Annotated in this window: 21 protein-coding genes and 3 tRNA genes; 6 read left to right on the plus strand and 18 right to left on the minus strand. The window is 73.2% G+C overall.

All coding sequences use genetic code 11. The features are described from left to right. Window positions 1-79: 79 nt before the first annotated feature. From ACZ466_RS02080 to ACZ466_RS02100, 5 genes are all read left to right on the plus strand, one after another. Window positions 80-1,054: a CHAP domain-containing protein gene (locus tag ACZ466_RS02080; protein ID WP_378287798.1), complete on the plus strand. Its 975-nt coding sequence runs from the start codon at window positions 80-82 to the stop codon at window positions 1,052-1,054. A 43-nt stretch (window positions 1,055-1,097) separates the two neighbouring features. Further along, window positions 1,098-1,170, plus strand: a tRNA-Gly gene (locus ACZ466_RS02085). A 42-nt stretch (window positions 1,171-1,212) separates the two neighbouring features. Further along, window positions 1,213-1,283, plus strand: a tRNA-Cys gene (locus tag ACZ466_RS02090). Window positions 1,284-1,305: 22 nt separating this feature from the next. Continuing rightward, window positions 1,306-1,377 (plus strand) — tRNA-Val (locus ACZ466_RS02095). A 687-nt stretch (window positions 1,378-2,064) separates the two neighbouring features. Further along, entirely contained in the window at window positions 2,065-4,836 is a 2,772-nt protein-coding gene (locus tag ACZ466_RS02100) for a glycosyl hydrolase family 95 catalytic domain-containing protein (protein ID WP_464042734.1), read from the plus strand. A 57-nt stretch (window positions 4,837-4,893) separates the two neighbouring features. Here the strand turns inward: ACZ466_RS02100 and ACZ466_RS02105 are convergent, their stop codons facing one another. From ACZ466_RS02105 to ACZ466_RS02175, 15 genes are all read right to left on the minus strand, one after another. Beyond that, window positions 4,894-5,931 carry a LacI family DNA-binding transcriptional regulator gene (locus ACZ466_RS02105; protein ID WP_464042736.1) on the minus strand — a complete coding sequence of 346 codons (1,038 nt, stop codon included), beginning with the start codon at window positions 5,929-5,931 and terminating at the stop codon, window positions 4,894-4,896. Next, window positions 5,928-7,004: a Gfo/Idh/MocA family protein gene (locus ACZ466_RS02110; RefSeq protein ID WP_378287800.1), complete on the minus strand. Its 1,077-nt coding sequence runs from the start codon at window positions 7,002-7,004 to the stop codon at window positions 5,928-5,930. The genes ACZ466_RS02105 and ACZ466_RS02110 overlap by 4 nt, the downstream gene beginning before the upstream one ends. Then, the gene (locus ACZ466_RS02115) at window positions 6,997-7,899 is read right to left on the minus strand and encodes an amidohydrolase family protein (protein WP_378287801.1); all 903 of its coding nucleotides are present in this window, start codon (window positions 7,897-7,899) and stop codon (window positions 6,997-6,999) included. The genes ACZ466_RS02110 and ACZ466_RS02115 overlap by 8 nt, the downstream gene beginning before the upstream one ends. Beyond that, window positions 7,896-8,243 (minus strand): L-rhamnose mutarotase, encoded by a 348-nt coding sequence (locus tag ACZ466_RS02120; protein ID WP_378287802.1) that lies wholly within the window; start codon window positions 8,241-8,243, stop codon window positions 7,896-7,898. The genes ACZ466_RS02115 and ACZ466_RS02120 overlap by 4 nt, the downstream gene beginning before the upstream one ends. After that, window positions 8,240-8,719 carry a VOC family protein gene (locus ACZ466_RS02125; protein WP_378287803.1) on the minus strand — a complete coding sequence of 160 codons (480 nt, stop codon included), beginning with the start codon at window positions 8,717-8,719 and terminating at the stop codon, window positions 8,240-8,242. The genes ACZ466_RS02120 and ACZ466_RS02125 overlap by 4 nt, the downstream gene beginning before the upstream one ends. A 4-nt stretch (window positions 8,720-8,723) precedes the next feature. Then, window positions 8,724-10,022 carry an ABC transporter permease gene (locus ACZ466_RS02130; RefSeq protein WP_378287804.1) on the minus strand — a complete coding sequence of 433 codons (1,299 nt, stop codon included), beginning with the start codon at window positions 10,020-10,022 and terminating at the stop codon, window positions 8,724-8,726. Continuing rightward, window positions 10,012-11,586 (minus strand): sugar ABC transporter ATP-binding protein, encoded by a 1,575-nt coding sequence (locus tag ACZ466_RS02135; protein ID WP_378287805.1) that lies wholly within the window; start codon window positions 11,584-11,586, stop codon window positions 10,012-10,014. The genes ACZ466_RS02130 and ACZ466_RS02135 overlap by 11 nt, the downstream gene beginning before the upstream one ends. After that, window positions 11,580-12,578 carry a sugar ABC transporter substrate-binding protein gene (locus ACZ466_RS02140; RefSeq protein ID WP_378287806.1) on the minus strand — a complete coding sequence of 333 codons (999 nt, stop codon included), beginning with the start codon at window positions 12,576-12,578 and terminating at the stop codon, window positions 11,580-11,582. Before ACZ466_RS02140 ends, ACZ466_RS02135 begins: the two co-directional genes overlap by 7 nt. A 45-nt stretch (window positions 12,579-12,623) precedes the next feature. After that, a complete protein-coding gene (locus tag ACZ466_RS02145) occupies window positions 12,624-13,670 on the minus strand; it encodes an alpha-ketoacid dehydrogenase subunit beta (protein WP_378287807.1) in 1,047 nt (348 codons plus the stop codon). Further along, entirely contained in the window at window positions 13,663-14,613 is a 951-nt protein-coding gene (locus ACZ466_RS02150) for a thiamine pyrophosphate-dependent dehydrogenase E1 component subunit alpha (RefSeq protein ID WP_378287808.1), read from the minus strand. Before ACZ466_RS02150 ends, ACZ466_RS02145 begins: the two co-directional genes overlap by 8 nt. Then, window positions 14,613-15,962: a class-II fumarase/aspartase family protein gene (locus tag ACZ466_RS02155; protein WP_378287809.1), complete on the minus strand. Its 1,350-nt coding sequence runs from the start codon at window positions 15,960-15,962 to the stop codon at window positions 14,613-14,615. Before ACZ466_RS02155 ends, ACZ466_RS02150 begins: the two co-directional genes overlap by 1 nt. Further along, complete coding sequence (locus ACZ466_RS02160) at window positions 15,962-16,708, minus strand: SDR family NAD(P)-dependent oxidoreductase (protein WP_378287810.1); 747 nt, start codon at window positions 16,706-16,708, stop codon at window positions 15,962-15,964. The genes ACZ466_RS02155 and ACZ466_RS02160 overlap by 1 nt, the downstream gene beginning before the upstream one ends. A 176-nt stretch (window positions 16,709-16,884) precedes the next feature. Continuing rightward, a complete protein-coding gene (locus tag ACZ466_RS02165) occupies window positions 16,885-17,343 on the minus strand; it encodes a hypothetical protein (RefSeq protein WP_378287811.1) in 459 nt (152 codons plus the stop codon). Beyond that, window positions 17,340-17,885 (minus strand): TetR/AcrR family transcriptional regulator, encoded by a 546-nt coding sequence (locus ACZ466_RS02170; protein ID WP_378287812.1) that lies wholly within the window; start codon window positions 17,883-17,885, stop codon window positions 17,340-17,342. Before ACZ466_RS02170 ends, ACZ466_RS02165 begins: the two co-directional genes overlap by 4 nt. A gap of 92 nt (window positions 17,886-17,977) precedes the next feature. Beyond that, on the minus strand, window positions 17,978-18,691 hold the full coding sequence (locus ACZ466_RS02175) for a GntR family transcriptional regulator (RefSeq protein WP_378287813.1): 714 nt from the start codon (window positions 18,689-18,691) through the stop codon (window positions 17,978-17,980). A gap of 176 nt (window positions 18,692-18,867) precedes the next feature. Between ACZ466_RS02175 and ACZ466_RS02180 the strand changes: the two genes are divergently transcribed. Then, complete coding sequence (locus ACZ466_RS02180) at window positions 18,868-19,530, plus strand: TetR/AcrR family transcriptional regulator (protein ID WP_378287814.1); 663 nt, start codon at window positions 18,868-18,870, stop codon at window positions 19,528-19,530. 12 nt (window positions 19,531-19,542) lie between these two features. On the opposite strand, the gene ACZ466_RS02185 is transcribed toward ACZ466_RS02180, so the two are convergent. From ACZ466_RS02185 to ACZ466_RS02195, 3 genes are all read right to left on the minus strand, one after another. Then, complete coding sequence (locus ACZ466_RS02185) at window positions 19,543-20,781, minus strand: amidohydrolase family protein (RefSeq protein WP_378287815.1); 1,239 nt, start codon at window positions 20,779-20,781, stop codon at window positions 19,543-19,545. Between the two features lie 72 nt (window positions 20,782-20,853). Further along, window positions 20,854-21,552, minus strand: coding sequence for a TetR/AcrR family transcriptional regulator (locus ACZ466_RS02190; RefSeq protein ID WP_378287816.1), 699 nt, complete (start codon window positions 21,550-21,552; stop codon window positions 20,854-20,856). After that, window positions 21,545-22,525 (minus strand): Rieske 2Fe-2S domain-containing protein, encoded by a 981-nt coding sequence (locus tag ACZ466_RS02195; protein ID WP_378287817.1) that lies wholly within the window; start codon window positions 22,523-22,525, stop codon window positions 21,545-21,547. Before ACZ466_RS02195 ends, ACZ466_RS02190 begins: the two co-directional genes overlap by 8 nt. Window positions 22,526-22,593: the final 68 nt, after the last annotated feature.

Consider the following 22,593-nt stretch of genomic DNA (forward strand, 5'->3'; position numbering starts at 1 on the left):
GATATCGGAACGTGACCTTGGGACGGGTCGCGGGCCGACCGGGGACGGGCGCCGCCCGCACCAGGAACGGGGAGGCGCCATGGACACCATCGGGCAGAAGCTGCTCGAGATCGCCAAGGACAATCTCGGCTATACCGAGAAAGGCGACGGTTACACCAAGTTCGGCAACTGGTGGACCGAGAAAATGGACGCCGACCACAATCCGTACTTCAAGACCGCGCCCTGGTGCGACATGTTCCTCGCCTGGGCCGCCGACCAGGCCGGGGTCGCCGACCAGGCCGGCCAGTTCGCCGCCACCGTCGACCACGCCAAGTGGTTCAAGAAGCACGACGCCTGGGGCACCGAGCCCGTCCCCGGCGCCCTGGTCTTCTACGACTGGAACGGCTCCGACGACATCGACCGGATCGATCACGTCGGCCTCGTCGAGAAGGTCGACGGCAAGACCCTGCACACCATCGAGGCCAACGCCGACGGCTACAAGCTCATGCGCAAGACCCGCGACATGGACTCGGTCGTCGGCTTCGGCTATCCCGGCAAGGTCAAGACGGAGAAGTACGTCCCCAAGCACGCCGCCCCGGCCCCCAAGGTCGAGTCCCTCACCGGTCCCGGGACGCAGACCGGCAAGACCGAGACCACCGAGCCGGCGGCCTCCGTCCCCGACCTCCCGTCCCAGGAGGTCCTCCTCACGGGCGTCCTGGCGTTCGTCCTGTGCGGCACCGTCGCCCTGGCCGCCGGCCGCGCCGCCGCCGCCAAGGCCCCCACCAACTCGCCCATCCGCGTCCGCAAGCGGGGCAAGCACCACCGCGTGCCCGTCGAGCTGCCCGCCGACCTCACCCCGGCCGACCTCGACGCCGCCGACGCCGGCACCACCGTGATGCCCGCCCTCTCCCTGGCCGCCGCCCACGAAGCCGAGGACCGCGAGTTCTGGGGCCGGATCGCCCATCTGGAAGAGGACGCCGAGCTCGCCTTCTGGAACTCCCTCCACTCCGACGCCGCCCTCTCCGACGCCCCTGCCGAGGAAAGCAAGTACGCAAGCACTCCAACCTTCCGCTAGAGTTAACCGTGCGAGCCCAGGGGAAAACCCCCCGGGAGCACACGCGGACGTGGCTCAGTTGGTAGAGCATCACCTTGCCAAGGTGAGGGTCGCGGGTTCGAATCCCGTCGTCCGCTCTGAGGAGGCCTTGACGCCCAGCGAAGCCGACGGCCTCGCTCGGTGGAGTGGCCGAGAGGCGAGGCAACGGCCTGCAAAGCCGTGTACACGGGTTCAAATCCCGTCTCCACCTCACTTCACCCCCCTCGTTCCAAGGGCGATTAGCTCAGTGGGAGAGCGCTACCTTGACACGGTAGAGGCCACTGGTTCAATCCCAGTATCGCCCACTCGATCCCTGGGCCCAGTGTGGTCGGAGGCTGCGCCTCCTTCCCCACTGGGCTCTCGTCGTGTTGACCCAGGGGGCGACCCCCTGGAACCCCCGACGCGGTCGCTCCGCTCCCACCTGCACGTGGTACGGAAGCTCGATCCCTGGGCCCAGTGCAGCCGGGGACTGCACCTCCCTCCCCACCGGGCTCTCGTCATATCGCCCCAGGGGGCGACCCCCTGGAACCCCCGACGCGGTCGCTCCGCTCCCACCGGCACGTGGTCCGGAGGCTCGATCCCTGACCCATGGTCAGAGGCTGCGCCTCCGGCAACGCCACGGTCGCCGGCCACCCGGCCGCAAAGCCGCTGACAAGCACATCGGCAACATCTTCGCCAAGCTCGGGCGCCGCTGACGACCACGGTGCGCCCGGCCGTTCTGGACGCGTGTTTGTCAGGTGGGCGGGCTTCCCGGCGCTCGGTCGCGAGCCGGAGGGCGCCTGACGGCTGTGTGATCCAGATCACTTTCGCGTCGTCGAGCGTACCCCGTCCACCGCGCTGACCTGCATGGATGTGATCGGCGTCACCGGGGGTGGGCGCTGCGGCCGGGGGCGGGGAGCGGGTGCCATTCTTGCCGGAATTTCGGCGTCATGGGAAAATTTGGTCAATCGATTGACCAACCCGAGGAGGGTCCCCTTGAAAAGACGGCGCCCATGAGGCGAAGCGGGATCGCGATACTCGCCGCCGCCGCGCTTTCCACGACGCTCGCCGCCGTTCCGGCGGTCGCCGCGGAACCCCATTCCGGCGGCACCACGGCTTGGCGGAACGGCGCACTCCGCGTCGACACCGGCGGAGTCGTCTCACGTTCTGACTTGGTCCTGGAAAAACCGTCGTGGCAGGCGTACCAAAGCATGCCCGCGGGCAACGGAACGCTCGGCGCCGCGGTCTGGGCCGAGGACGGTTTCAGCGCGCAGCTCAATCGCGCCGACACCTTTCCCAACCTGAAGTCGGCCGGGCGGCTGACCGTCCCCGGGCTGTTCCCGCTGATGCGGGCGTCCGACTACCGGGGGCGGCTGCGCCTGCACGACGCCGACCTCGTCCAGCAGGGCGGCGGCATGTCGGCCCGCAGCTACGTGCGCGCGGACAAGGACCAGTTCGTCCTGGAGGTCACCGGCGCGGACCCGAACGTCACGCAGACCGCGGAGCTGCGGCTCTGGGACGGACGCACCCCCACCGCCCACGCCGCCAAGGGCACCGCGGCGCTCGCCGAGACCTTCACCGACGAGGAGTCCAAGGGCAGGACGGGCGCGGTCGCCGCGGTCACCGCGCTGGGCCGGGACGTCAAGGCCGAGGTCGTCGACGCCCGCACCGTCCGGGTGAGCTTCAAGCCGCGGCCGGACGGCGGGTTCCGCATCGTCACCGGCGTCCCCTCCTACACCGGCGGTGACCTGGGCAAGGCGGCCCGCACGGCACTGGCCGGGTCCGGGGGCTCCGGGATCGACCGGGCGCACCGGACGTGGTGGCACCGGTTCTGGGCGGGCGCGGCGCCGATGCGGATCACCTCGGCGGACGGCTCCGGCGAGTACATGGAGAACCTGCGCGCGCAGCAGCTCTACATGACCGCGGCCACGATGCGCGGCCCCGTCCCCAGCAGCCATGGCGGCGTGATCAACATGTTCTCGCCGTGGAAGGACGCGGTGCACTGGTCCGCCGACCACTGGTGGCACTTCAACCTGCGGCAGCCCGTCTACACCAACTTCGGCGCGGACACCGAGGAGTTCAACACCCCGTACTTCCGGCTGTACCTCGACCGGCTCGAGGAGATGCGGGCGTGGACCCGCGCCCACTGGAAGGGCTCCGAGGGCGTGTGCGTGGCCGAGTTCCTGCGCTACACCGGCACGGCCGAGGCCTGCGACAGCACCAGGCCGCCCGACTGGCTGAACCGGATCGTCACGACCGGGCCCGAGGTGGTCTACAACCTCTGGCTGCAGTACCGGTACACGGGGGACCGTTCCATCCTGGACGAGTCCTATCCCCTCATGCGGGACGTGACGCGCTTCTACCTGTCGATCCTCGAGGAGGGCGACGACGGGAAGCTGCACCTGCACAACGTGAACGCGCTGGAGACCCAGTGGGACACCTCCGACCCCGCCCCCGACCTGGCGGCCATGCGGGTGATCTTCCCGATCGTGGCCGGGCTGGCGGACGGGCGGGGCGACCGGACGCTGGCGCGCGACCTGCGCGCGACGCTGCCGAAGATCCCGGACTTCCGCACGGTCACCCGCAACGGCGAGCAGGTGATCGCGTGGTCGGGCACCGACGAGCAGGGCCGCAACACCCAGAACCCCGACACCGAGGTGCTGTTCCCCTGGGGCGTGTACGGCCAGGACTCGGCGCTCATGCAGTCCACGTTCCGCAACCGCGTCTACGTCCAGACCCGGGAGTGGTCGGAGGACGCGCTGCAGGCGGCCCGGCTGGGCCGCGGCGAGGACGTGAAGAACCTGCTCATCCAGGGCACCAAGGACTTCCAGGTCTTCCCGAGCGGGTTCACCGCGCACGGGAAGAACGCCGACGCGCTGCGGGAGAGCAACTACTACAACGGCTGGGGCGCGGTGGTGTCGTCGGCCGTGCAGGAGTCGCTCGTCCAGTCCTACGAGGGCGTGGTGCGGGTCGCGTCGGCCTGGCCGAAGGGCTGGGACGTGGCCGGTTCGGTGCAGGTCCAGGGCGGGCACCGGGTCAGCGCGGAGGTGAAGGGCGGTGAGACCGGCGTGGTCGGCGTCCAGGCGGCGCGCGACGACGACCTCCGGATCCAGAACCCGTGGCCGGGGCGGAAGGTGCGGGTCGCGGACGGCGTCAGCGGCAGGCCGCTGGCCGGTCCGACCGACGCCGGGGTGATCCCGCTGCGCGTCAAGAAGGGCCACTCCTACCTGGTGGAGCGGGTCGACCGCCCGGTCTCCTCGTTCCGGTTCCAGGGCGTCACCGGGGAGCCGGCGACGGAGGTCCGGCACCTGGGCAACCGGACGCTGGGCGTCGAGACGAGCGTGCCGCAGATCCCGGGCGAGCTCGTGAGCGTGGTGGCCCCGGACAAGCTGCGCCCGCTGGTGCGCGCGGAGCAGGGCGCGACGACGCACGTCGACCGCCATTACGTGATCTCGGAGCTGCCCGCGGAACTGAACGGTGCGGAACTGATCCGCGGTGCCAACAACGATTCCAAAATGACCTCGCCCGCCGGCTACCTGACCTTCGACCTGAAGGCGCCGGCGACCGTCCACGTCGCTTTCGACGCACGCGGCAAAGGCACCTGGTGGCCCGGATGGCTGGAAAAGGACGGCTTCACGGAAACGGGCGCGACCGTCAAGACGACCGACACCACGTTCGTCATCCTCAAGAAGGACTTCCCGGCCGGGCGCGTCACCCTCGGACCTAATTCCGGGGTTTCGGGGCAGGGCAGCTCGAGCTATTTCACGATGGTCGGGAGGCGATAGCCGGAAATGACGGAGCGGCCGCGGCACCCGGAAGGGTGCCGCGGCCGCCGCGTTCTATCAGGAGGGCGGGGCGGTGGAGCGCCGCACGACCAGTTCGATCGGGTCGCGGACGACCTCCTCGACGGGGTGGTCGGCCGGCACCGACAGCAGCAGCTCGGTGGCGCGGGCGCCCAGCGCCTGCAGCGGCATCCGCACCGTGGTCAGCGGCGGGACGAGGTGCTCGGCCAGCGGCAGGTCGTGCACCGCGACGACCGACACCTCCCCCGGCACCTCCAGCCCGTGCGCCTGGAGCGCGCTCAGCACCCCGATCGCCGAGGTGACGTTGGCGACGAACACGGCGGTCGGCCTCTCGGGCCCCTCCAGGAGCCGGTGGACGGCCTGGGCGCCGCCGCCCGGCCCGTAGTCGCCCTGGACGATCAGCCGCGGGTCCTCCTCCAGGCCGCCCGCGCGCAGCGCCGCCGCGTAGCCCTCGCGGCGGCGGAACGCGGTGTCGGCGCCGGCCGGGCCGCCGACGTGGGCGATGCGGCGGTGCCCGAGCTCCAGCAGGTGCTCGACGGCCATCCGGGCGGCGAGCCCGTCGTCCAGGATGACGTGCCGGCCGGAGGTGCGGCCGCGCCGGTTGACGAACAGCCACGGCAGGCCGCGGTCGGCCAGCATGGCCTGCTCCTCGTCGGTGATCGCGCCCCCGGCCAGCAGCAGCCCGTCCACGCGGCCGGGGCCGAGCAGGTCGAGGTAGCCGCGGGCGCCGCCGCCGGCGGTGGAGGAGCCGACCATCAGCGCGCAGTCGCGGGTGGCCGCGGCGGCCTCCGCCCCGGTGATGATCTCGGCGTAGACGGGGTTGGCGAAGTCGGGGATGAACAGGCCGACCGTGCCCGTCCGGGCGGTGCGCAGGCTGCGCGCCGCCGCGTTGGGCCGGTAGTCCAGCTCCTTGAGCGCCGCGTGCACCCGGGCGCGGGTCTCGTCACGGATGTTGAGCCGCGGGTCGCCGTTGACGACGCGCGAGACCACGGCCTTGTCGACCCCGGCCCTGCGCGCGACGTCGGCGAGCGTCACCCGGCGGGTGCGCCGGACGCCATCCTCGGTGGACCGGGTCACAGTGGCCGAGCCTCGCCGCTTTCGATGGAGTCGTACAGAGCCTGGACGAGGGCCAGCGTACCGAGATTGTCGCGCGCCGACGTGGGAGACGGCTCGTCCTCGGCGATCCAGCGCAGCAGCGCCGCCATGGGCCCGGCGAACGCGCCGGGGATCCAGCGCTCGGTCACCGGGTAGGGGGCCCATCCGTCGGTGGGCGCCACGGCGCTGCTGACCTCCAGGGTGTCGGGGCGGCCGTGCGGGTAGTCGTACAGCAGCCCCAGCGTGCCGCGGATCGCGCCCTTGTCGCCGTCGATCCGGAACTCCGCGCGCTGGTCGCCGGTGCGGTTCTCGTGGTTGACGTGCAGCACCGCGCGGGCGCCGCCGCCGAACAGCAGGGTGCTGATCGTGCGGGTCTCCCCCGCCGCGGCCTGCCCGGGGGTGCGGGACGCGGCGGCGAACACGCGCACCGGGTCGCCGAGAATGGAGCGGACCGCGTCCAGGTAGTGGATCGAGTGGTACATGATCTCCAGCCGGTCCGAGCGCATCAGCCACCCCCAGCCGCTCCAGTCGGTGCTGATGTCGACGGTGAACGACATGGCGGTGGGGGTGCCGATCCAGCCGGCGCGCACCATGGCCCGCGCCGCGGCGATCCCCTCGTCCCAGCGCAGCTGCTGGTTGACGGCGACGCGGCGGCCGGCCTTCTCGGCGAGGTCGGCGATCTCGCGGGCCTCGTCCATCTCGGGGGCCAGCGGCTTCTGGCACAGCAGGTGCCGGCCCGCGTCGAGGGCGGCGCGGGCGACCGCGGACTGCGCGGTCGGGACGACCGCGATGTCGACGACCTCCACCGCCTCGTCGGCGAGCAGTTCGTCGAGCGAGGCGTAGACGCGCTCGACGCCGTGCCGGGCGGCGACCTCCCGCGCCCGGTCCTGGTCGAGGTCGAAGAGGCCGCGGACGGGCAGGCCGTGCGCGCGGTAGGCGGGCAGGTGCGCGACGTCGACGATCGCGCCCGCGCCGACGACGGCGATCGGGCGGCGGTGGTGCTCGGGCACCGTGATCCGCGCCTGGTCGGCGATCGGGGTGAACAGCTCAAGCATGGGTCGGGCCTCGTTCGGGCTTCTCGTGCGGTTCGGGGATGCGGTACACGTCGATCGCGGTGCCGCCGAGGAGGCGGGCGCGGTCGGCGGGGGTGAGCGCGAGGCCGTCGAGGAGCCCGGCGGTCTCGTCCCACACCTTGCGGTAGCCGCCGGCCAGGACGGAGATCGGCCAGTCGCCGCCGAACATCAGGCGGTCCGCGCCGAAGAGCTCCAGCGCGTGCTCGACGTAGGGGCGCAGGTCGGCCGCCGTCCAGGTCTCCCAGTCGGCGGCCGTGTTCAGGCCGGACACCTTGGACGACACGTTGGGGAAGGCGGCGGCGTCGGCCAGCAGGTCGGCCCACGGCCGCCGGCCCCGCTCCTTGATGGGCGGCTTGGCCAGGTGGTCGATCACCAGCCGCAGCCCGGGGTGGCGTTCGGCGAGCACCGGCACGTGCTCCAGATGGCGCGGCCGCACCGCGACGACGTCGAAGGTGAGGCCGCGCTCGGCCAGCGCGTCCAGGCCGTCGCGCAGCTCGGGGCGCAGCAGCCAGTCGGGGTCGGGCTCGTCGTGGATCAGGTGCCGGACGCCGGCGTAGCGGGGATCGCGGCGGTAGCGGTCGAGGGCGCGCGCGGCCTCGTCCGGGCGCAGCAGCGGCACCCATCCCACCACGGCGCGCACGCGCGGCCACCGGTCGGCGACCTCCAGCATGTAGTCGGTGTCCTCGTAGGAGTCGGCCGACTGGACGAGCACCGTCCCGTCGACCCCGCACGCGTCCAGGTGGGGCTGGAGGTCGGGCTCCTCGAACGTCCGGTGGATCGGGCCCTGGTCGGGGGTCAGCCACGGGTAGGCGACCCGGTCCAGGTTCCAGAAGTGCTGGTGGGCGTCGATGATCGGCGTGCGCGCCGTCGCGGTCATGTCGCCTGCTCCTCTCCTCCGGCGCCGCTCTGCTCGCGCAGGTTCCAGACCTTGGACAGCGCGCCGGTCCGCTCGTCGGCGCCCGGCTCGAAGCCTTCGACGAACGCGGCCATGTGCCGCTGCCAGGCATGGTCGGCGGGGTCGCCGGCCAGGACGTCCAGGGCGCGGGCGAAGTCGTCGGCGTCGACCAGGTGGAACAGGTGGCGGCCGCTGCGCCAGATCGTCCAGTCGCGGACGCCCGCGCGCAGCAGCGCCTCCAGCAGGTCGCCGGGGACCGTCGCGTGCTCCCGGTCGTAGTCCTCCTCCCGCCCCTCGCGCAGGACGCTGTGCAGGGCGATCCTCATCCGGCCCTCCCCTCGCGCGGGGGCGGCTGGACGAGTTCCAGCGTGATCTCGTCGGGGTCGAGGAAGTAGCAGGCCGCGCCGCCGGCGTTGACCCCGGCCGTGATCCGGTTGGGCGGGGAGACGAACCGGACGCCCAGGCCGGTGAGCCGGGCGTGCTCGGCGTCGATGTCGTCCACCGCGAACGCCATGTGGGCGGCGCCGGGGTGGTGGCGGGCGGGGTCCTGGCGCTCGCCGCGCGGGACGACGTACTCCACCAGTTCCAGGTCGTGCGTGCTCACCCGCGCCGGATCCCGCCTCGGGACGGCGAGCTGGGCGACCCGCAGGCGCGCGTCGGGGTAGCCGACCAGCGCCCGCGTGTACTCGTTGTCCTGGTCCTGGACGTGCACCAGCTCCATGCCCAGCACGTCGCGGTAGAACGCGACCGAGCGGTCGAGGTCGGCGACGTGGAAGCTGAAGTGCCAGACGGCGGTGAGCATGCCCTCACCCCTCCTTGCGCTCGGCGGCCGTGGACGCCACCACCTTCTCAGGCGGCGGCTCCTTTTCCTTTCCCGGCGGGCCCTGCCCGCCCGGTGGTCCCTGCTCGCCCGGTGGTCCCGAGGCGGCGGGCGTCTCGGCCTCCCGGATGCGCCGGGTCTGGCGGCGCCGCAGCGACACCGTGTAGACGCCGGCGGCGACGATCAGGACCACGCCCTCGACCAGGCCCTGCCAGTTCGCGCCCAGGTTGAGGATGTTGAAGCCGTTCTTCAGCGTGGTCAGGATCAGCGCGCCCACCAGCGACTTGGACACGCTGCCGAGCCCGCCGAACAGCGAGGTCCCGCCGAGGATGGCGGCGGCCAGCGCGGTGAGCTCGAACCCCGACAGCCCGGTCGGGTTGATCGAGCCGAGCCGGGCGGCGTAGAGCACGCCGATGAACGAGGCGGCCGTGCCGTTGAGCACGAACGCCACCACGCGGTACCGGTCGACGGCGATGCCCGACAGCCGGGCGGCCTCGGCGTTGCCGCCGCTGGCGTACAGCCGCCGCCCGATCGTGGTGTAGCGCAGCACCCAGGCCGCCACGACCGCCAGCACCAGCAGGTACAGGGTGCGCTGGGTGATCCGGATCGTGAAGATCAGGAGAGGCGAGGCCGCGACCAGCGCGATCCCGGCCGCCAGCGGCACCAGCGCCCGCGGCGCCTTCCAGTTCCGCGTCCGGGCCGCCCGCCAGGCGCCCGCGGCCAGCAGGACGAGCCCGGCCAGCAGGTACAGGTTCGGAGTGATCCACGATCCGCCGTCGATGGCGCGCAGCCCCTCGCGCGCCGCGCCGTCGGGGGCGGTCACGGTGCGGCCGTCGGTGACGATCAGCACGAGCCCGCGCACGGCGGTCATGGTGCCGAGCGTGACGATGAAGGCGTTGATGCCGACGTACTGCACCACCACGCCGTTGAACAGCCCCACCAGCGCGCCGGAGCCCAGGGCGAGGGCCAGCGCGGGCCAGAACCCGATCGCGTCGGACAGGCTCAGGCACACCGCGGCGCCGAGCGCGGCGACCGCGCCCACCGACAGGTCGAAGTTCCCGCTGATCAGCACGATCGTCGTGGTGATCGCCAGGATGCCGATCAGCGTCGTCTGGTCGAGGATGTTCGCGACGTTGGTCGGCCCCAGGTAGGACACCCGTCCCTGGGCCTGCCCGGCGAAGGTCAGGACCATGACGAGCAGGGCGAAGGCGTAGACGACGCCCGCGTTGCCCAGCCGCAGCGCGGCCGGGAGCCGCCACCGGCCCGGGGTGGCTTCAGCGCTCATGGCGCACCTCTTCTTCCTGTTCCGTTCTCGGCTCCGCCCGCAGGCCGTGGGCCAGCATGAGCAGTTCCTCCTCGCCGGTGTCCGCCGCGCGCCGCTCGGCGACGATCCGCCCGCCCCGGACGACCAGCACCCGGGTGGCCACCGACAGCAGCTCCTCGAACTCCGAGCACACGATGACGACCGCCCTGCCCTGCGCGGCGAAGCGGCGGACCAGCTTCAGCAGGTCGGCCTTGGCGCCGACGTCCACGCCCGCGGTCGGCTCGTCCAGCAGCCACACGCGCGGGTCGGCGTACATCCACTTGGCGAACACCACCTTCTGGGCGTTGCCGCCCGACAGCTCGCCGGGCACCGCGTCCACGCCGGCGGTGACGATGCCCAGGTCGGCGACCGCGCGCGCGGCCCGCTCCCGCTCGTCGGCGGTGCGCGGCACCAGCCGTCCCCGCGACAGCCGGGCCAGGTCGGGCAGGCTGACGTTCTGCCAGATCGGCAGGCCGCCGTGCAGCCCCTGGCCCGCGCGGTCCTCGGGCACGTAGGCGATGCCCGCCGCCACGGCGGCCCGCGCCGACCGGCCCACCGCGGCGCCGTTCACCCGGACCGCGCCCGTGGCGGACGGGTCGTCCCGGAAGACGGCCCGCATGATCTCCGACCGGCCCGCGCCCAGCAGCCCGGCGATGCCGACGATCTCGCCCGCGCGGACCTCGAAGGAGACGTCCCGCAGTCCCACCGACGACGACAGCCCGGCGACCTCCAGCACCACCGGCGCGTCCGGGTCGGGCTCGGCGCCGCCGGCGCGCTCGACGGCCAGCAGCTCGCGGCCGGTGACGGCGCGGACCAGCATGCCCTCGGTCACCTCGGCGGTGGCCTCGGCCAGCACGGTCGTGCCGTCCCGGACGACCGTCACCCGGTCGGTCAGCTCGAAGATCTCGTCGAAGAAGTGGGAGATGTACAGGAACGCGGTGCCCTGGGCCGACAGCCGGCGGACGGCGCCGAACACCACCTGCCGCTCCTGCTCCGACAGCGAGGCGGTCGGCTCGTCCATGATCACCAGCCGGGCGCCGGCCGCGAGGGCCTGCAGCACGCAGACCATCTGCCGGACGCCGATGGGCAGGTCGTCCACCACGGCGTCCGGGTCGACGGGGTAGCCGAGCCGGTCGACCAGCGCGGCGAACTCCTCCCGCAGCGCGGGCGGGGTCCGCCAGGCGCCGCGCCGGTCCAGGAAGACGTTCTCCAGGACGGTCAGCGTCGGCACCAGCGGGACGTGCTGGTGGATGGTCGCGATCCCGGCCTGCCGCGCCGCGCCGGGATCGCGCCAGCGCCGGTCGCGGCCCGCCCAGCGCAGGGTCCCGCCGGTCGGCGGATGCGTCCCCGAGATGATCTTGACCAGGGTGGACTTGCCCGCCCCGTTGGCGCCGATCAGCCCGTGCACGCTGCCGGGGCGCACCTCCAGGGAGACGCCGCGCAGCGCCCGCGTCCCGTTCGGGAACGTCTTGGTGACGCCGTCGAGGAGCAGCAGCGGCTCGTCCCCGTGGTGGCCTGCGCCGTTGTGGTCGGTGCCCGTCACCATTGCGGCTGGCAGTCGCCGACGTTGTCCTTGGTGATCGGCGGGGTCTCGTAGGTGACGAACTGCGCGTTGTACTTCTTGGTTCCGGTGAGCTGCTCGTGCAGCACCTGCATCGCGCGCTTGCCCAGGTCCTCGGGCTTGTAGCAGACGGTCCCGTACAGCTCGCCGGCCTTGACCGCGTCGGTGCCGAGCTTGGAGCCGCCGACCCCGATGACGACGGCGTCGGAGTTCGCCGCCTTGACGGCCTTGGCGCAGCCCACGCCCATGTCGTCGCTCTCGGCGTAGAAGAGCTTGATCTGGGGCTGGGCGGCCAGCATGTTCTGGCAGGCGGACTGGGCCTTGTCCGGCACCCAGTCGCCGGGCTGCCGGGCGACGACGTTGAAGTTCACGCCCGCCTGCTTGGCCGGGGCCAGGAAGTCGCGGAACCGCTGCTGGGTCTCGGCGAACCCGGCGGCGCCCTCCACGACCGCGATCGCGCCGCCCTTGGGCACGGCCTTGACCGCCAGCTCGCCGGCCTTGCGGCCCGCGCCGTACTCGTCCTGCGTGACCAGCGCGGCCAGGCCCGGGTAGACGTCGTTCAGCTGCCGGGTCTTGGGGTCGCCGACCTGGGACGCGACCGCCACCGTGGGGATGTCGGCGTTCTTGAGCTGGTCGGCCATGCCGGTGGCCACGCCCGAGTCGACCGGGAGCAGCAGCACCCCGTCCGGGCGCTGGCCCGCCAGGTCCTGGACGTCGCTGGACTGCTTCTCCGCCTTGCCCTGCGCGTCCACCTCGGTCACCTTGACGCCGAGCCGGGCGGCCTCGGCCTTGATGCCCTTGCTGATCGCGGCGGGGAAGGGGAAGCTCAGGCCGAGCGTGGAGATCCCGACCGTGAGGTCCTTCTTGCCCGCGGCCGCCGGCGTTCCGCCGCCCTCCTCCGCCTGCCCGCAACCCGACGCCAGGGCCACCGCCGCCAGCGCGGCCGCCACGGCCGCCACGACCTGTCTGCGTGCCATCGCGGCACCTCCGTTCTAACGATTGACTAATGCGGCCGGGCCCGCTCAGCGCGCGGACCCGGAGACCTGTCCCGACACGTGCGCGGAGATCCGCGCGGCGATCGACCCCGCGTCCGGCAGCAGCGGCTCCGCCAGCACCGGCGCCGCGGGGATCCGCACGTCCGGGGCGCCGACGCGCAGCGGCGCCGCGTCCAGGGCGATCCCCGCCTCCGCGACCCGCGCCACGATCTCGCCGCCGAAGCCGCCGGTGACGTTGGCCTCGTGCACCACCGCCAGCCGCCGGGTGCGCGCCACGCTGGCCAGCACCGCGTCCAGGTCGAGGGGGTTCAGCCAGGTGAGCTCGAGCACCTCGGCCTCGATCCCGCCCGCGGCGAGCGACTCGGCCGCCGCCAGCGCCTGCGAGGTGACCGTGCCCCAGCTCACCACCGTGACGTCCCGGCCGGGGCGGCGCAGGTGCGACCAGCCCATCGGCCGCGCCGCCCCGCCCAGCTCCACCTCGGCCTTGTCGCCGAAGTACAGCGAGCGGTTCTCCACGACGATCACCGGGTCGTCCGCGTGCACCGCGCTGACCAGCGCGTCGTGCGCGTCCTGCGCGGTCCGCGGCATCGCCAGCCGCAGCCCCGGGACGTGCAGGAACAGCGCCTCCAGCGACTGCGAGTGCTGCGCGCACGCGCCCGGCGCGTTGCCCTGCTGCGTCCGGACGACGATCGGGGCGGGCGCCGCGCCGCGCGAGACGTACCGGGCGTTGGCCGCCTGGTTGACCAGCTGGTCCAGCGCGACCAGCGAGAAGTCCGCCCACATGATCTCCACGATCGGGCGGGCGCCCATCAGCGCCGCCCCGACCGCGCTGCCCAGGATCGCGGCCTCGCTGATCGGCGTGTCGAACACCCGGTCGCCGAACTTCCGGCGCAGCCCGCGGGTCACGCCGAAGACGCCGCCGGGCTTGCCGACGTCCTCGCCGTACAGGAGCGTCTCGGGCAGCTCCGCCAGCACCCGGGCGAGCGCCGCGTTGACGGCCTCGCCGTACTTGAGCCGGCGCGTCTCGGCCACCGGGGCCTCTCCCTTGGGCCTGGTGGCGGTGAGCTCAGGCATACACGTGGTCCTTCGCGCTCTGAGGGTCGGCCGGGGGAGCGGCCAGCGCGGCCGCGGCGGCACGTTCCATCTCTGCTTCGGCGCGCGTCCGCGCGTCCTCGATCTCGGCGGACGGCACGCCCGCCGCCTCCAGTTCCCGGGCCAGCCGGGCGATCGGCTCCTCCTCGCGGGCCCGGTCCAGCTCGCCCGGCCGCCGGTACTGCTCGGCGTCGCCGATGTAGTGGCCGACGAGCCGCTGCGTCATCAGCTCCAGCAGGGTGGGGCCCTGGCCGTCCCGGGCGCGCGCCACGGCGGTCCGGACGGCGGCGCGCACCGCGGACGGGTCGTTGCCGTCCACCCGCTCGCCCGCCATGCCGTACCCGGCGGCCCGCCGCCACAGCTCCGGCTCCCCGACCATCTCGTCGATCGGGGTCAGCTCCGACCAGTAGTTGTTCTCGCAGACGAACACCACCGGCAGGCGGAACGCGGCGGCCATGTTGAGCGCCTCGTGCGAGGCGCCCTGGTTCAGGGCTCCGTCGCCGCACACCGTCAGCGCGACCCGGCCGCTGCCGTCGAACCGGCCCGCCAGCGCCGCGCCCACCGCGATCGGCAGCCCGGCCCCGACGATCGAGTTCTCGCCGTGGAACCCGTGCTCGGGCGCGGTGAAGTACGCCGAGCCGCCCCGGCCGCCGTTCACGCCGGTGGCCCGCCCCGCGAACTCGGCGAGCATCGCCTCGGCCGGGACGCCGCGCGCCAGCGCCCACCCGTGCCCCCGGTAGGTGGCGAACAGCGCGTCCTCGGGCCGCAGCTCCGAGCACGCCCCGACCGGTCCGGCCTCCTGGCCGACGCTCAGGTGCACCGAGCCGACGACCGAGCCGTCCAGCCGCATCGCGCGCAGCTTCTCCTCGAGCGCGCGGATCCGCCACATGGCGTGCAGGTCGGCCAGCCTCCCCTGGACCTCCATCAATCCCCTCCTCCGTTCCGTACCGTCTTCCACTCCCGCACCGCGCCGGACGCGACCGCGGCGGCCTCGCCCAGGTAGCCGGACGGGTCCAGCGGGCCGATCTCCTCGCGCAGGTCGTCGGGCAGGTCCCGGGCGCACACGCTGACCAGGTCCTCCCCCTCGGCCCGGGCCCGGACGGCCGCGGCGTACACCAGGTCGTGGGCCTTCTCCCGGCCGAGCGCCGGGGCCAGCCGCATCATCAGCGCCTCGCTCATCAGCAGGCCGCCGTCCAGCCGCAGGTTGGCGCGCATCCGCTCGGGGAACACCCGCAGCGACTCCGCCGTCCCGGCCGTCAGCCGCACCGCCGCGGCGGTGTACTCCGCGACCTGCGGCACGGCCAGCCACTCGATCTGCCACTCCCCCGAGCTGCGCTCGTGCCCGGCCTCCATCGCCCGCGCCAGCAGCCCGGCCGCGCCCGACGCCGCGACCCCGTACCCGATCACCGCCTCGGACGAGATCGGGTTGGCCTTCTGCGGCATCGTGGACGAGGCGCCGCGGTGGTGCCCGTCCTGCTCGGCGACCTCCCCGACCTCGGTCCGGGACAGGTCCACCACCTCCCGCGCGAACCGCACGCAGGTCGCGGCCAGCAGCGAGCACACCTGCCCGAACCGGGCCACCCGGTCGCGCGCCACGTGCCAGGGCACCTCGGTGTCGACCAGGTCCAGCCGCCGGGCCAGCCCCGCCCGCACCCGCGCCGCGTCCTCGCCCATCGCCGCGTTGGTGCCGCCCGCGCCGAACAGCGACACCACGCCCACCACCGGCCGCAGCCGGCGCAGCTCGGCCAGCTCCCGGGTGACCTCGCCCAGGAACACCGCCGTCTTCGCACCGAAGGTGGTCGGGACGGCCTGCTGCGCGTGCGTCCGCGCGGCCACCACCAGGCCGGCGCCGGACTCGGTCAGCGCGGCCAGCGCGTCCCCCAGCTCCAGCGCCAGCTCGACCAGCCGGTCGCAGGACCGGACGAGCTGCAGCGCCAGGCCGGTGTCCATGATGTCCTGGGTCGTGGCGCCGTAGTGCACCCGCCCGTCCGGGCCCGGCGGCAGCTGCCCGGCGATCTGCCGGACCAGCGGCAGGATCGGGTACCCGACCGTGCGGGCGCCCTCCCACAGCTCGTCCAGGTCGATCAGCTCCGGGCGGCAGGCCGCCGCGATGGCCTCCGCGTCCTCCCGGGCCAGCAGGCCGGTCTCCGCCTGGGCCAGCGCCAGCGCCGACTCCACCCGCAGCCAGTCGGCCACGGTCGCCTCGGGCGACCAGATCTCCAGCATCGGCTCGTCGTGGTACAGCGCGGACAGCAGCCGGAACGCCTGCCCCATCAGTCCATCTCCAGTCCGCCGTCGACATTGACCGCCTGCCCGGTCACGTACGAGGCCAGGTCGCTGAGCAGGAACGCCACCACGCCGGCCAGCTCGGCGGGCCGCCCGTCCCGCTTCAGCGCGCTCGCCGCGGTCACCTCGTCCAGGTACCGGCGGCCCGCGCCGGCCCCGAACCTCCGCTCGCGCTCGGCGATGATCCCCTCCCACATCGGCGTCATGAACACTCCCGGGCACACCGCGTTGACGCGGATCGCCGGGCCGTAGGCCAGCGCCGCCGACTTGGTCAGCGACAGCAGCGCCGCCTTGGACGCCGCGTAGTGCGCCGCGTCCGGCCGTCCCGACCGCGCGGCCACCGACGCCAGCGTGACGATCGCCCCGCGGTCCATGACCTCGGCGGCCCGCTGGACGACGTGGAACACCGAGGTCAGGTTGAGGTCGATCACCCGCCGCCACTCCTCGGGGTCGAGCTGCGCCAGCGGCTTGGTCTGCATGACACCGGCGCAGTTGACCAGCCCGTCCAGGCCGCCGAGCGCCTCGGCCGCCCGTCCGGGCAGGGCGCGGGCCTGGTCGGGGTCGGCGAGGTCGGCCGCCAGCGGCACCGCCCCTGCCCCGGCGAGCCCGTCCTCGCGCAGGTCGGCCGCCGCCACGCGGGCTCCGGCACCGGCGAGGCCTTCCGCGATCGCCCGTCCCAGTCCCCCGGCGGCCCCCGTCACGAGGATCCGGCGCCCACTGAGTGCCAGCTCCACGGCCACCTCCGTTCAATCGTTTGACTGCCGCAGCAAGGTAACCGAGGACACACATCCGACACAAGCCCCCGACGACGTCGAATCTGTCGAATCCTGCGTCACCCGCGGCGGACGGGCATCAGATGTTCTGCCCCGCCCCGGACGGGCTCCGCCCGGCACCCTGCGGGCAGGGCCGATCAGGCGGGCGGGAGGGGCTCGTCCACGACGACGCGCAGGGGCTGGGCGAGGGGCCTCCGAGCGCGCGCCAGCTCCTCCAGCGCGCGGTCGACGGCGCGGTAGAAGCGGATCGCGGCCTCCTGCTGCGGCGCCCGCGGCTTCCACAGATCCCAGCGCATCCCGGCGATCCGCTGGACGAGGGCGGCCACCTGGCACCGGGTGAGGGAGATCTCCACCAGGCCGCCGGCGAGCGGGCCGGCGGGCTGGCCGGGACCGTCGTCCAGCAGCGCGTTCAGCGTCCGCCAGGTGGCGGGCCGGCACACCAGGTGCACCCGGTCCGGCGCGGCTCCCCCGTCGCAGAGCTCCCACATGGGCGGGTGCTCCCCGCGCCCCCGCCTCCGCTCCCGCACGGCGCGCAGGCCGCGCGAGACGAGAAGGCGCGCCAGCCGGCGACCGCTCCGCCCGCCGGGGCCGGTCATGCTTCCAGGGCCAGCAGCGCCCGCAGGGAGGCGGCCAGCGCGTCGCGGTCCGGGGGCTCCTCGTGCAGCATCACCCGGATCCACATGCCGTCGAGGTAGGTCGTGACGGCCACCGCCACGGGCCGGGGCACGTAGCCGGCCAGCAGGCCGGCCATCTCGTCGAACCAGCGGCGGGCCACCGGCCGCAGTTCGGGACGGTAGGCGGCGGCCAGGTACATCTCCGCCACCAGCACCGCCTGCCTGGTCTCCCGGGAGTACTCGGCGAACACCTCGGCCAGGGTGGCGGCCACGTCACCGCCGTGCGCCAGGCGCTCGCCCAGCATCCTCAGGTCCTGCGCCGCCCGCTCGCCGACGTACTCCACCGTCTGGGCGACCAGGTCCTCCAGGGAGGAGAAGTAGTAGGTGGTGGCGCCCAGCGGAACCCCGGCCCGTTCGGCCACCAGCCGGTGGGTGAGCCTGCCGGCGCCGACCTCGGCGAGCAGCTGGCCCGCCGCCTCGATGATGGCGCGGCGGCGCCCCTCCGGATCACGGGAAGCACCCACGGCGCGCCTTCCGTCCAGGCGATGTGTACATCAGTACTAGTATCAACGTACACAAAGGTCCCGCAACGCCCTCCCGGCGCGTGCGCGCGGGGTCAGCGGGAGGCGGCGCCGGCCTCGGCGGCGGGCTCCTCGAACATGCCCCGGCCGCGGAAGAGCTTGACCACCAGGTCGCCCTGGTTGCGCAGCATCTTGGCGTACTCCTCCTCCGCCTTGGCCGCGTCGCCCTTCTTGATCGCCCGCACGATCGCCGCCGTACCGCGCTTCTCCACGCCGTGCGCGCCGGGCACCAGCTCGAAGAAGTTGCCCGGGACGATCCCGGTCATCTGCTTGAGCATGCTCTTGAGGCGGGGCGACTGCGCGCCGTCCACCACCAGGCGGTGGAACCGCATCGTCAGCTCCTGCAGCGACTCCGGGCTCTCGGCCTTGGCGATCTCGCGCTGGACGGTGGCCAGCCTGGCGCCCAGTTCCGCGCCCTGCCGCTCCACCGCGCGCCGCACCGCGAAGCCGTAGAACAGCCCGTACAGCTCGTAGTGGTCGCGCACCGCCGACTCGTCCAGCGCGTTCACGAAGGCGCCGCGATGGGCGATGATCGTCATCCAGCCCTCGCGCTCCAGCGCGATCAGCGCCTCCCGCACCGGGATCCGCGACACGCCCAGCGCCTGCGCGATCGCGTCCTGCGGGACCCGCTGCCCCTGCCGCAGCACCCCGTCGAAGATCAGCCGGCGCAGGTAGAGCCGCACCTGCTCGCCGCTGCTCATCCGGGAGAGATCGTGCCCCGGCAACACCTCGCCCCAGTCCTGCATCATGCCCCCCTGCGGTCGTGGTCCGTCCGTGCCGGCCGACGACGGCGGCCCCGTCCATCACCCAGAAGATATACTTTAGTCGGTATCCAATCACTCCGCGTACGGACGGGTCCGCCGGTCCCCCGGGGTGGCGCGCGGTGACGATGCACTCTGCCGCCAGAGGGGAGACGCCACCACCGATGACCGAGCGCAGTCTGCGGGAACAGCGCCGGGAGCGGCGCCGGGCGCTGAGCAGGGACCAGATCCTCGACTCGGCCGAGCAGGTGTTCGCCCGCGCCGGCTACCACGAGGCGTCCCTGCGCGAGATCGCCGAACTGGCGGAGTTCTCGGTCGGGACCGTGTACGGCCTGTTCACCGGCAAGGACGAGATCTACCGCGAGGTCATGCTGCGCCGCGCGGCCGAGTTCCTGCCCGGCATGCGCCGCATCGTGGCCTCCGACCTGCCGCCGCGGCGCCGGCTGCTGGACCTGGCCGACTGGCAGGTGGGGTTCTTCCGGCGGTTCCCGCAGTTCGGGCGGCTGGTGCTGCGCGGCGGGGCGATCGCGCCGCCGCTGTCGGAACCGCCCGGCGACGGCCGCATCCTGGAGAACTTCCGCGCCGCCCAGCGGATGCAGGCCGAGCTGTTCCGGCTCGGCCAGGAGGCCGGGGACCTCAGGGACGGCGACCCGGTGCTGCTCGCGCGGATGTTCACCGGCCTGGTCAGCGCGTTCCAGATCACCGAGCTGGACGCGGGCGCGCCGCCCTCGGAGGCCGAGGGACGGCTCGCCCTGGGCCGGCTGCACGAGGTCCTCGGCGCCGCCTTCGCGGTGGAGGGCCCGCCCGCCGGGGGCGCTGGACGGTGACGCCCGGCGGCCTCAGCCTTCGGGGAGGTCGAGGCCGAGGAGGCGGATGGCGTTGCCTCGGGCGATCTTGTGGACGGACTCCCGGTCGAGGTGGCCGAACTGGAGCGCGGCCGCCTCGCGCGAACGCGGCCAGGTGCCGTCCTGGTGCGGGTAGTCGGTCTCGAACATCACGTTGTCCAGGCCGACCTTGTGCAGGATCTCCACGCCCACCTCGTCCTTGAAGAAGCAGCTGTGGATCTGCCGGTGGTAGTACATCGAGGGCGGCTCAGGGCAGTTGTCGCGGGTGTGCGCCCAGCCGCGGTGGGTCTCCCAGACGTCGTCGATCCGCTCCAGCAGGTACGGGATCCAGCCGATCTGCGCCTCCGCGTACAGCAGCTTCAACCGCGGGAAGCGGTGCAGCACGCCGGAGAACAGGAAGTCGGTCATGCTGGCCACGCTGTTGCCGAAGATGATGGTGGCGCCCACCGCGGGCGGGGCGTCCGCCGAGGTCTGCGGGGTCTTGGTGCCCGAGCCGATGTGCATGCACAGCACCGTCCCGGTCTCCTCGCACGCGGCGAAGAACGGATCCCAGTAGCGCGCGTGCAGGCTCGGCAGGCCGAGGTAGGCGGGCAGCTCGCTGAACGCCACCGCGCGGACGCCCCGGGCCGCGTTGCGGCGGACCTCGGCGACGGCCAGCTCCACGTCCCACAGCGGCACGACGCACAGCGGGATGAGCCGGCCCCCGGACGAGCCGCACCACTCCTCGACCATCCAGTCGTTGTAGGCCTCGACCGACAGCCTCGCCAGCTCGCGGTCCTTGCCCCACAGGAAGATCTGCCCGCAGAACCGCGGGTAGTTGGGGAAGCACATCTGCGCCTGGACGCCGTTGACGTCCATGTCGGCGAGGCGTTCGGAGGGCTGCCAGCACCCGGCGCGCATGTCGTCGTAGGTGATGCCCTCGTTGGTCACCTCGTCGGCGGGCACGCCCGCCGCGGCGATGTAGCGCTTGATCTGGCTCCGGGCCCCCTCGTAGACCCACCAGGCGACGTCGGGGCCCTCGGTTCCCGGGGTCTCGACGTACCGGCCGTCCACCAGCTCGACCTCGCCGGCGGGGGCGTACTCGATCCGCGGCCCGGCCTCGCGGTGGCGGGCGGGCAGCCGGGTGCTCCACAGGTCGGGGGGCTCGACGACATGGGCGTCGACGTCGACCAGCGGCGGGATCTTCGCCAGCCGCTCCCCCAGGAGGTCCGGGCGGGCCACCTGTTCGGTCACGGGCTTCTCCTTATACTGGATTCTTTATACATGTTACGTGTCGAGGGAACCTTTGACGAGCCCCCGGGCGGCTCAGACCGCGCCGAGGGTGCCGGCGGCCTCCTCGCGGGTGGCGGCGCCGACCGGCGCCAGGAGGGCCGCGACGGTCATGTCGACGAGATTGCGCGCCACCAGGGGCAGCGGCAGCGGCTCGCGCCGGCGCTCCGGCGCGTCCTCCAGCACCGCCCGGTCCGCGAGCACGTGCATGGCCGACTGCGACGCCACGACCAGCCGCTCGACCGCCAGGTCGCGGGGCATGTCCGCGGCCATGATCTCCACCAGGGCGCGCCCGGCGAGAGTCAGGGACGGGTCCACGACGGACCGCACCTCCTCGATCGCCAGCCGCGGCTGGGCCAGCACCGAGGTCCAGACCCGGACGCCGTGCCGCTGGCGGGCGCCCAGGCCGATGTACTCGGCCACCGGGAGGACGATCACCTCGACCAGCCCGCGCACGTCCCGCCCGGTCCCGGTCGCGGTCGCGGCGACCCGCGCGTACAGCTCGTCGTGCCGGTCGCGCAGCCAGTCGCCGTGCCGGCGCATGATCGCGCGGAGCAGGCCGTCCCGGCCGCCGAAGTGGTAGTGCAGGGCGGCGGTGTTGCGCTGGCCCGCGGCGGTGTTGATCTCGTTGAGCGACACCCCGGTGATGCCGCGCTCGGCCATCAGCCGCTCCGCGGCGTCCAGGATCCGCTCCCGCGTCTCCGCCCCGCGCGGGCCGGGGGACCGTTCAGACACCGCTGCCTTCCAGCCGCTTGACCCGGGGCGGCAGCCACGGCCGCTCGGGGACGCCCTCGCCGTAGAACTGCCCGGCCCAGTGCCGGAACTCGATGACCGGGCCGTCCCCGCGGATCAGCAACGGCTTCTCGACGTAGACCTTGTTCTCCCAGATCGGGATGTCCTCGGCCACGGCGTCCACGAACGTCTTGATCATCTTCGCGGAGAAGTCCTTCATCGACTCCGGCACGGTGAAGACCCAGCGGATGTGCACGTTCTCCTCGTCGACCGGCGTCACCGAGGACACGAACGACATCACGCCCTTGAGCCGCAGCGCGCCCAGCCCCAGCCCGTAGGACTTGCGGGTGAAGTCGAGCGGGTAGAGCTTGCCGCTCTTGCTCCTGAACTCCTGGCGCTCGGTGACGGTCTTGACGAAGCCGTCGTACTCCACCTCGCCGCCGGGCACGGTGTCCATCCCGTGCACGTACTTGAAGTGCACGTAGTCGGCGTTGTTCTCGGCCATCTCCTGGCAGCAGGTGGCGATCTCGAACTCGTGGAAGACCGGGTCGGTCCAGTCCTCCTCGTCGAACTCCTCCATCACCGGCATGTCGATGTACGGCTCGGCGCCGCCCAGGTGGTGCCAGGCGAAGACCAGCCCGAACCGCTCCACGACCGGGTACGCCCGCACGACCGCCTTGGGCGAGGGCTCGGCGTCGGTGTAGGGCACGTCCAGGCACCGGCCCGACACGCCGTCGAAGCGCCAGGCGTGGAACGGGCACTCCAGCAGCTCGCCGGCCACCTTGCCGCCGTGGGCGAGGCTGGCGCCCAGGTGCGGGCAGTAGGCGTCCATGACCCGGGCGTCGCCCGAGGCCGTGCGGTACAGCACCAGGTCGCGGCCGAAGTAGCGGGCGGGTTTGACCTCGCCGGCCGCCAGCTCGTCGCTGCGCGCGACGGCGAACCAGCCGTTCGGGACGGGGAACGGGAAGCGCGGCATGCGTTCCTCCTCGGAAATAAAGAGGTCTCTTCAATCGACGGTAACACCGGCTCGCGGGCCCCGGCCAG

Source organism: Actinomadura rugatobispora (assembly GCF_055379765.1).